This is a genomic window from Roseococcus suduntuyensis (genome assembly GCF_014196305.1).
Taxonomy (GTDB): domain Bacteria; phylum Pseudomonadota; class Alphaproteobacteria; order Acetobacterales; family Acetobacteraceae; genus Roseococcus; species Roseococcus suduntuyensis.
Window position 1 is genome coordinate 265,992 of sequence record NZ_JACIDJ010000001.1, and the last position, 9,595, is coordinate 275,586.

The following is a 9,595-nucleotide window of genomic DNA, read 5'->3' on the forward strand; positions in this document are numbered from 1 at the left end:
CTTCACGCCGCGTTGCGGAGGGTGTGCGCGCGCACGAAGCCCTGCGCCGCGGCGAGGTCATTGGGCAGCACCGAAAAGCGCTCCGGCCGGTCGTAGAGGTCGGCCAGCGCCGGCGGCAAGGGCGGGCGGAAGCCCGTGGCCTGCTGCACCGCGTCGGGGAACTTCGCGGGGTGGGCCGTGGCGGCGGTGATGACGGGGATGGAGGCATCCGCCGGCGCATGGGCGCGGGCGGCGGCGAGGCCGATGGCCGTGTGCGGGTCCGCCAGGTAGTCCGCGCGTTCGTGCCAGTGGCGGATTTCCGCCAGCGTGTCCTCGTCCGACAGCGCGAAGCCGGTGAAGGCGGCGCTGGCCTGGCGCCAGGCGGCGTCGGGCACCGGCATCCGGCCCGTGGCGCGGAAATCCTGCATCATGCGGGCGGTGGCGCGCGGGTCACGGCCCAGCAGCTCGAACAGCAGGCGCTCGAAGTTGGAACTCACCTGGATGTCCATGGAGGGCGAAAGCGAAGGCTCCACAGGCCGCGCCGACATGTCGTTGGCCGTGAGGAAGCGCGTCAGGATGTCGTTGCGGTTGGACGCCACGATGAAGTGGCTGATCGGCAGGCCCATCCGCTTCGCCGCCCAGGCCGCCAGCACATTGCCGAAATTGCCGGTGGGGACGGAGACGGCCACCTCGCGCTCCGGCGCGCCGAGCGCCAGGGCGGCGGCAACATAGTAGGGGATCTGCGCCGCGATGCGCGCCCAGTTGATGGAGTTCACCGCCGCCAGCCGCATGTCGGTGCGGAAGGGCGCGTCCACGAACATGGCCTTCACCATGTCCTGGCAGTCGTCGAACGACCCCTGGATGGCGAGGTTCGCCACGTTGGGCGACATGACGGTGGTCATCTGCCGGCGCTGCACCTCGCTGGTGCGGCCCTCGGGGTGGAGGATGACGATGTCCACCGAAGCGCGGTCACGGCAGGCCTCGATGGCGGCCGAGCCCGTGTCGCCGGAGGTGGCGCCGACGATGGTGATGCGCTCGCCGCGCTTGGCCAGCACATGGTCGAAGAGGCGGCCCAGCAGTTGCAGCGCCACGTCCTTGAAGGCGAGCGTGGGGCCGTGGAACAGTTCCAGCGCGAAGTCGCGGGGACCCAGTTGCACCAGCGGCACCACGGCGGGGTGGCGGAAGCTGGCATAGGCGTCGCGCGTCATGGCATGGAGCTCATCGAAGCCCAGCGCATCGCCCGTGAAGCGGTGGAGGATGCGCGCCGACAGTTCCGCGAAGGGCAGGCCGCGCAGGGCGTGCCATTCGGATGGCGTCAGCGTCGGCCAGGTCTCGGGCACGAACAGCCCGCCATCCTCGGCCAGGCCAGCGAGCAGGACATCCTCGAAGCCGCGGGGCGCGGCCTCGCCTCGGGTGGAGATATAGCGCATGGGGCAGGAAATAGCGCCTCCTGCCCCGACTTGCTACTCCGCCGCCTGGAGCGTCACCGTGGCGGCATATTCCTCCAGCGGCGCGCAGGTGCAGACCAGGTTGCGGTCGCCATAGACATTGTCCACCCGCTTCACCGGGGGCCAATACTTGGCGGCGCGCACCCAGGGCAGCGGGAAGGCGGCCTGTTCGCGGCTGTAGGGGTGGGTCCAGCTGGTGCCCGTGACCTCGGCCGCCGTGTGGGGGGCGTTCTTCAGCGGGTTGTCGGCACGGTCCATGCGGCCCTGCTCCACCGCGCGGATTTCGGCGCGGATGGAGATCATGGCTTCGATGAAGCGGTCCAGTTCCGCCTTGGTCTCGCTCTCGGTGGGTTCCACCATCAGCGTGCCGGAGACGGGCCAGGACATGGTGGGCGCGTGGAAGCCGTAATCCTGCAGGCGCTTGGCGATGTCCTCGACCATCACGCCACCGCCCTGCTGGAAGCCGCGGCAGTCCAGGATGCACTCATGCGCCACCATCCCCTGCCCGCCCCGGTAGAGGATGGGGAAGTGGTCGCGCAGCCGGGCCGCCATGTAGTTGGCGTTGAGGATGGCGACCTCGGTGGCGCGCGTCAGCCCCTCGCCGCCCATCATGCGGATATAGGCGTAGCTGATGGGCAGGATGGCCGCGCTGCCGAAGGGTGCCGCGCTGACCGGGCCGAAGCCCGTGGCGGGGCCGGCTTCCGCCACCAGCGGGTGGTTGGGCAGATGTGGGGCGAGATGCGCCGCGACGCCGATCGGCCCGACGCCCGGGCCGCCGCCGCCATGCGGGATGCAGAAGGTCTTGTGCAGGTTCAGGTGGCACACATCGGCGCCGATCGCGGCCGGCGAGGTCAGCCCCACCTGCGCGTTCATGTTGGCGCCGTCCATGTAGACCTGCCCGCCCTGGTCGTGGATGACGGCGCAGATCTCGCGGATCTGTTCCTCATAGACGCCATGGGTGGAGGGGTAGGTCACCATCAGCGCGGCCAGGTTCGGCCCGTGCTGGGCGGCCTTGGCCCGCAGGTCGTCCACATCCACGTTGCCATCGCGGTCGCAGGCCGTCACCACCACCTTCATGCCCGCCATCACGGCGCTGGCCGGGTTGGTGCCATGCGCGCTGGAGGGGATGAGGCAGATGTTCCGGTGCCCCTCGCCCCGCGCCTGGTGATAGGCGCGGATGGCCAGCAGCCCCGCATATTCGCCCTGGCTGCCGGCATTGGGCTGGAGCGACACGGCCGCGAAGCCCGTCACGCCGCACAGCCAGGCTTCGAGCTGCCGGATCATGGCGAGATAGCCGCGCGCCTGGTCCACCGGCGCGAAGGGGTGGATGTCCGCGAAGCCCGGGAAGGTGACGGGGATCATCTCCGCCGTCGCGTTCAGCTTCATGGTGCAGGAGCCGAGCGGGATCATGGAGCGGTTCAGCGCCACGTCCTTGTCCTCCAGCCGCTTCATGTAGCGCAGCATGGCGTGCTCGGCGTGGTGGGTATTGAACACCTCGGCGGTGAGGAAGGCGCTGGCGCGGTTCAGGCCGTCCGGAATGCCGCCCGCGGTGGCGCCCAGTTCCGCCGCCCCCAGCAGCTTGGCGAGCGTGGCGAGTTCGGCGCGCGTCACCGTCTCGTCGAGCGAAATGGCGATGGCATTGTCACCCACGCGGCGCAGGTTGAAGCCGGCGGTCAGGGCCGCCTCCATCAGCGCATCCGTGCGCGCGCCGGTCTCGACGACGATGGTGTCGAAGAAACTGTCATGGCGCAGGGTGAAGCCACCCTCCCGCGCCGCGCCGGCCAGCATGCGCGCTTGCAGCGCCACGCGGCGCGCGATGCGCTTCAGCCCCTCCGGCCCGTGCCACACCGCATACATAGAGGCCATCACCGCCAGCAGCACCTGGGCGGTGCAGATGTTCGACGTGGCCTTCTCGCGGCGGATGTGCTGCTCGCGCGTTTGCAGCGCGAGGCGCATGGCGGGTGCGCCGGCCGCATCCACCGAGACACCCACGAGGCGGCCCGGCAGGCTGCGCTTCAGCGCCTCCTTCACCGCGATGAAGCCCGCATGCGGCCCGCCATAGCCGAGCGGCACGCCGAAGCGCTGGGACGAGCCCACGACGATATCGGCGCCCATCTCGCCGGGCGGCGTCACCAGCGTCAGCGCCAGCAGGTCCGCCGCCACGATGGCCAACGCACCCGCCGCATGCGCGGCCTGGATTTCGGGCGCGATGTCGCGCAGCGCGCCGGTCGTGCCGGGGTATTGCGTGACGACGGCGAAGGGTTTTTGGGCCGCGATGACCTCGGCCAGCTTCGCGGGTGCCGCCAGCACCAGCTTGATCCCCACCGGCTCCGCGCGGACGCGCAGCACGGCGATGGTCTGCGGGTGGCAGTCCTCGGCCACCACCAGCACATCGCCCTTCCCCTTGTGGGTGGAGTGGGCGAGCGTCACCGCCTCCGCCGCCGCCGTGCCCTCGTCGAGCAGCGAGGCGCCGGCCACGGGCAGGCCCGTCAGGTCGCAGATCATGGTCTGGAAATTGACCAGCGCCTCCAGCCGCCCCTGGGCGATCTCGGCCTGGTAGGGGGTGTAGGCGGTGTACCAGCCCGGGTTTTCCAGGATGTTCCGCAAGATCACGGGCGGGGTGTGCGTGCCGTGATAGCCCATGCCGATGAGGCTGCGCTTGCGGATGTTGCGCTCGCTCAGCGCGCGCAGTTCCGCGATGGCGGCGGCCTCGTTCATGGGCGCGGGCAGCGCCGAGAAATCCACGCCGCGGATGCCGGCAGGCACGGTGCGGCCCACCATCTGCTCCAGGCTGGTGCAGCCCACCACGGTCAGCATCTGCTGGATCTCGGCCTCGGTGGGGCCGATGTGGCGGCGGATGAATTCGCCCTGGTCCTCCAGGGCGCGCAATTCGTCGAGCGTGCTCATGCGAGACTGTCCACGAAGGCGTTGTAGGCGTCGGCGTCCAGCAGGTCGTCCGGCAGGGCGCCGCTGGCCTCGATCTTGAAGAACCAGCCGGCGCCGGTCGGCTCGGCGTTCACCTTGGAGGGGTCGTCGGTCAGGGCCTCGTTCACCTCGACCACGCGGCCGGTGATGGGGGCATAGACGTCGGAGGCGGCCTTCACGCTTTCCACCACGGCGATGGCCTCACCGGCCGTGACCTCGCGGCCGACCTCGGGCAGGTCCACGAACACCACATCGCCCAGCGCGGTCTGCGCGTGGTCGGTGATGCCGATGACGGCCACCTGGCCCTCCATCCGCAGCCACTCATGGTCCTTGGTGAATTTCAGCTCGGTCATGGCGGTGCGTCCTTCAGCGGGCGTAGCGATGGGGTTGGAAAGGCATGGCGGCGACACGGGCGGGCAGCGCCTTGTCGCGCACGATGAGGTCAAGCGCGGTGCCATCGGCGGCGTGCGGGCGGGCGACATAGCCCATGGCGACGGGCGCGCCGACCGAGGGGCCGAAGCCGCCGGAGGTGATTTCGCCCACCACCTCGCCGCCGGCCTTGATGGCCGTGTGGGCACGCGCGGGCTGGCGGCCTTCGGGGCGCAGGCCCACGCGCAGCCGCGGCGCACCATTGTCGAGCTGTTCGCGCACGCGCTCGGCGCCGCGGAAATCCCAGGCCATGCGGCGGCGCTTGCCCATGGACCAGACGAGGTTCGCCTCGACGGGCGTCGTCGTCTCGTCGAGGTCATTGCCGTAGAGGCAGAGTCCCGCCTCCAGCCGCAGCGAATCCCGCGCCCCCAGGCCGGCGGGCATCACGCCCGGCATGGCCAGCAGGGCACGCGCCAGCGCCTCGGCCTGGTCGGCGGGGACGGAGATTTCCAAGCCATCCTCGCCCGTGTAGCCGGAGCGCGAGGCGATGACCTCGATGCCCGCGATGGTGATGGGCGCGATGCCCATGAAGGTGAGGTCCGTCGGCACCAGCGACGCCACGGCCGGGCCTTGCAGCGCCAGCAGCGCGCGGTCCGGCAGGGGGCGGAGCTTCACACCGGAGGGCAGCACGCTCTCGATCAGCGGCAGGTCCACCTGCTTGCGGCTGGCGTTCACCACCAGGAACAGCCGGTCGCCCAAATTGGCCACCATGAAGTCGTCCACGATGCCGCCCGCCTCGTTCAGCAGCAGCCCATAGCGCTGGCGGCCGGGCTTGAGCGCCTGGACATCGGCGGGGGTGAGGGCTTCCAGCGCGGCGGCGGCACCCTCTCCCACCAGTTCGGCCTGCCCCATGTGGGACACGTCGAACAAGGCGGCAGCGGCGCGGGTGTGCAGGTGCTCGGCCATGATGCCGGCGGGGTATTGCACGGGCATGGAATAGCCCGCGAAGGGGACCATGCGCCCGCCCAGCTCCTTGTGGAGCGCGGCCAGAGGCGTTTCGAGAAGCGTATCAGAATCGGCCACGTATCCCCCTGCCGCATCCGCGGCGGTTGCGATCGTGACCCCCCTCTGTCGGAAGACCTGAGAGATTCAGCGCCGGGGTTCCACCCCGAAGCCTTACTCCGTCGGTGCCGGACCCCTGGCGGGGCGCGGGCTTTCCAGAGTGCCCTGTCGCGTGCGGCCCTTTTGCCTGAGCGTTTCCGGGGGCCGGTTGCGCCTTCGGCGACCACCAGGGCATGGCCCCGGCGATTCTCTCCCGCACGCGATATGCAGGCCCCGCGGATATGATCCGCTTCGAAGGCGAAAGCAAGGCGGCCCCGCGTCGCACCCGGCCGCGCCACCCGCCGCGCGCCCGCGAAACCGGCAGGCGGGGGCGGCGCTGCCCGCGCTTACGGCAGGAAGGAGAACATCACGAAGGCCGCGAAGATGCTGAGGTGCACCATGCCCTCCAGCACCGTCGTCCGCCCGGTGTTCAGCGTGATGGCCAGCATCAGGAAGGTGGTGGCCAGCAGCACGGTCATCGCCGCGTCCAGCCCCAGGTGCAGCGGCTGGCCGGTGGCCAGCGCCACCACGGCCACGGCCGGGATGGTCAGCCCCACGCAGGCCAGCACCGAGCCCAGCGTCAGGTTCAGCGCGGCCTGGAGGTTGTTGCGGGCGGCCGCGCGCAGCGCCGTCAGCCCCTCGGGCATCAGCACCAGCAGCGCGATGGCGACACCGACCAGCGAAAGCGGCAAATCCGCCGCCCGCACCCCCGCCTCCAGCACCGGCGCCAGCGCCTTGGCCAGCAGCACCACGCAGATGAGCGACAGCAGCAACAACCCGCCCGCCACCAGCGCCGCCATCGCGCCTGGCCGGTCTGCGCCGGCCGCGATGTCGTGGTCCGCCACGAATTCCGCCCGGTGCCGCACCAGCTGCACATAGAGGAAGGCCACGTAGAGGCCGAGCGACACCACCGCCACGAAGAGAAGTTGCGGCGGCGAATAGACCGGCCCCGCCGCGCTGATGGTGTGGCTGGGCAGCACCAGCGTCAGCACCGCCAGCGGGATCAGCACCGCCAGGAAGGCATTGCAGGCCGAGGTGCGGAAGCTCTGCTCGAACCAGCGGCGCCCGCCCAGCAGCAGGCTCAGCCCCAGCACGCCGTTCAGCGCGATCATCAGCGCGGCGAAGATGGAATCGCGCGCCACGGTGGGTTCCGCGCCCCCCAGCATCATGGAGACGATCAGCCCCGCCTCGATCACGGTGATGGAGACGGCCAGCACCAGCGCGCCCAGCAGGTTGCCCAGGCGCTGCGCCACCGTCTCGGCATGGCGGACGGCGGCGAAGATGACGCCGATGAGGGTCACGGCCACCAGCGGCATGGGCACCAGCCCCGGTGCCAGCAGCTCCGCGAGGCCGATGGCCGGGAAGGCCAGGGACCACCAGGGAAACCGCCTCACCGCCGCCGCCCGATCATGACCCCCAGCACCAAGAGCCCCAGCGCCGCCACCACCAGCCCCGCCTCCAGCCCCACCGTGGCGCGCGCGAGGCCCATCAGCGGCGGGCCGGCTGCCTGGCCCAGGAAGAAGTGGAAGGCGTGCAGCGCGGTGGCCGAGCCGCGCGCCTGGGGGGCGATCTCGGTCACGCGGGTCTGAAGGGAGTTGTGCAGCATGAAGAAGCCGGTGCCGAGCACCAGCCCGCCGCTGATGAAGGCCCAGTCCACCCGCGCGCCGGCGAAGCAGAGCGTGCCCAGCGCGGCCAGCGCGCCGCCCAGCATCATCATGCGCGCGGGGCCAAGGCGCCGCACCAGCCAGGGCGCCGCCGCCGTGTAGAGGAAGCCGCCGCAGCCGAAGGCGGCGAGCGTGAACCCGGCCTCACGCGTGCCGCCCATGCCGTTTTCCAGCAGATGGTTGGCGAAATAGGGGAAGGCGCCGAAGACCAGCATGCCCTCGATGCCCACGGCCCAGAACAGGGCGCGGGCGGCGGGGTTGCCCAGCAGCGAACGGTAGCGGGCGATGGCCTCGTGCAGGCTGAGGCGCCCGCGCGGCTCGGGCACCTGGTCGCGCCAGAGGGGGATGACGGCGCCGGCCGCCAGCAGCGCCGTCAGCAGCATCAGCCCGCGCCAACCCAGGATGGGCTCCAGCAGCCCCGCCAGCACGCCGCCGGCCATCTGCCCGGCGATGGCGCAGGCGAGGAAGCGGCTGATGGCCACCTGGCGTTCCGCCATGGGCACGCGGTCGCCGAACAGGGCCAGGGTCACGGGGAAGATGCCGCCGCCAGCCCCGCCGGTCAGCACCCGCATCACCATCAGGAAGAGCAGCGTGGGCGCCAGCGCCGAGGCCGCCAGGAACACCGCCTGGAAGGCCAGCGCGAAGATGATGACGCGCTGCTTGCCCAGCGCATCGGCCACCGGCCCCAGCACGGGCTGCACCAGAGCGAAGGGCAAAGCGAAGGCGGTGGCCAGCAGGGCCACGCGCGCCGGGTCCTCCGCGAAGTCGAAGGCCAGCACGGCCACCAGCGGGTCCGTGATGCGGGTGGCCACCGCGGAGGCGAAGCCCGCCAGCGCGAAGGTGAGAACCAGGCGGTTGTGCTGCGCGCGGGACATCGGGCTTATGCCGGCGGCGGCTCGCCCTGGATGGGGGTGGCGCCCATGGATTCCAGCATCTCGGTGATGGCGGCGGCGGCGGCCTCGACCTGTTCCTGCGAAACGCCCTTGGCCACCAGCGCGACGCCGCCGCCGGTGAAGCCCTGCGGGCCATGGCTGCGGTAGAAGGGGTAGCTGCCGACATCCAGCGCCGGGAAGCGCGCCTGCACGGCGGCCAGCGCCTCGGCGATGTTGCCCTCATAGACCCCCAGCGCATGCACCGTGGCCGAGACCACCGGCACGCCGCCGGCCAGGCTGGGCGCCAGCGCCTCGAACATGGACTGCATGATGCGCGGCACGCCCGCCATCACATGCACATTGCCCATGGAGAAGCCGGGTGCCGTGGTCATGGCGCAGCGGATGGGCGTGGCGCCCTGCGGCAGGGTGGCCATGCGCAGGCGCGCGGCGTTGAACTCCACCGGCGGGTCGCGCCGCGCGTAGTCCTCGGCCATCAGGGCGCGGGTTTCCTCATGCACCATCCAGGGCACGCCGAAGGCGGCCGCCACGCATTCGCTGGTGATGTCGTCATGGGTGGGCCCGATGCCGCCCGTGGTGAAGACGTGGTCGAACTTGGCGCGGACCTCGTTCACGGTGCCGATGATGGTTTCGGGCACGTCGGGGATGACGCGGACCTCGCGGAGCGGAATGCCCATATCGCCCAGGCGCGTGGCCAGGAATTGCAGGTTCGCGTCGCGGGTGCGGCCGGAGAGCACCTCATTGCCGATGATGAGCAGGCAGGCGGTGGGGTTGGGCATGGCTCTCTCCTAGAGGAAATCGCGCAGCAGGGCGACGAGGGGAATATCGGCGGGAGGCATGGGGTAGTCGGCCAGCTTCTGCGGGCGCACCCAGGCGAGCTGCTGGCCCTCGCGCGGGGAAACCCGCCCTTCCCATTTGCGGCAGATGTAGAGGGGCATCAGCAGATGGAACTTCTCATAGGCGTGGCTGGCGAAGAACAGCGGCGAGAGGCAGGCCTCGCGCGTCTCGATGCCCAGCTCCTCGCGCAACTCGCGGATGAGGGCGGCCTCGGGGGTCTCGCCCTCGGCCAGCTTGCCGCCGGGGAATTCCCAGAGGCCGGCCATGGACTTGCCCTCGGGCCGCTGGGCCAGCAGCACGCGGCCCTCCACATCCACCAGCGCGCAGGCGACGACCAGCAGGATGGGCTTGGCCGCGGGCGGCGCGAAATCCTTGGCCGCTG

General features: G+C 71.0%; 8 protein-coding genes and 2 riboswitches. All 8 genes read right to left on the reverse strand.

Annotated elements, in window-relative coordinates; all coding sequences use genetic code 11:
* Positions 1–2: 2 nt before the first annotated feature.
* A complete protein-coding gene (gene thrC, locus GGQ83_RS01230) occupies positions 3–1,409 on the reverse strand; it encodes a threonine synthase (RefSeq protein ID WP_184381773.1) in 1,407 nt (468 codons plus the stop codon).
* Between the two features lie 33 nt (positions 1,410–1,442).
* Complete coding sequence (gcvP, locus tag GGQ83_RS01235; RefSeq protein ID WP_184381774.1) at positions 1,443–4,334, reverse strand: aminomethyl-transferring glycine dehydrogenase; 2,892 nt, start codon at positions 4,332–4,334, stop codon at positions 1,443–1,445.
* Positions 4,331–4,705 carry a glycine cleavage system protein GcvH gene (gene gcvH, locus GGQ83_RS01240; RefSeq protein WP_184381775.1) on the reverse strand — a complete coding sequence of 125 codons (375 nt, stop codon included), beginning with the start codon at positions 4,703–4,705 and terminating at the stop codon, positions 4,331–4,333. The genes gcvP and gcvH overlap by 4 nt, the downstream gene beginning before the upstream one ends.
* A gap of 13 nt (positions 4,706–4,718) precedes the next feature.
* Positions 4,719–5,804 carry a glycine cleavage system aminomethyltransferase GcvT gene (gene gcvT, locus GGQ83_RS01245; protein ID WP_184381776.1) on the reverse strand — a complete coding sequence of 362 codons (1,086 nt, stop codon included), beginning with the start codon at positions 5,802–5,804 and terminating at the stop codon, positions 4,719–4,721.
* Positions 5,805–5,839: 35 nt separating this feature from the next.
* A riboswitch (glycine riboswitch) is annotated at positions 5,840–5,948 on the reverse strand.
* A riboswitch (glycine riboswitch) is annotated at positions 5,949–6,049 on the reverse strand.
* Between the two features lie 120 nt (positions 6,050–6,169).
* On the reverse strand, positions 6,170–7,216 hold the full coding sequence (locus GGQ83_RS01250) for a calcium:proton antiporter (RefSeq protein WP_184381777.1): 1,047 nt from the start codon (positions 7,214–7,216) through the stop codon (positions 6,170–6,172).
* Complete coding sequence (locus GGQ83_RS01255; RefSeq protein ID WP_184381778.1) at positions 7,213–8,361, reverse strand: MFS transporter; 1,149 nt, start codon at positions 8,359–8,361, stop codon at positions 7,213–7,215. Before GGQ83_RS01255 ends, GGQ83_RS01250 begins: the two co-directional genes overlap by 4 nt.
* Positions 8,362–8,366: 5 nt before the next feature.
* A complete protein-coding gene (locus tag GGQ83_RS01260; protein WP_184381779.1) occupies positions 8,367–9,155 on the reverse strand; it encodes a competence/damage-inducible protein A in 789 nt (262 codons plus the stop codon).
* A gap of 9 nt (positions 9,156–9,164) precedes the next feature.
* A partial coding sequence (locus tag GGQ83_RS01265) for a (deoxy)nucleoside triphosphate pyrophosphohydrolase (protein ID WP_260170356.1) occupies positions 9,165–9,595 on the reverse strand: 431 nt, incomplete at its 5' end.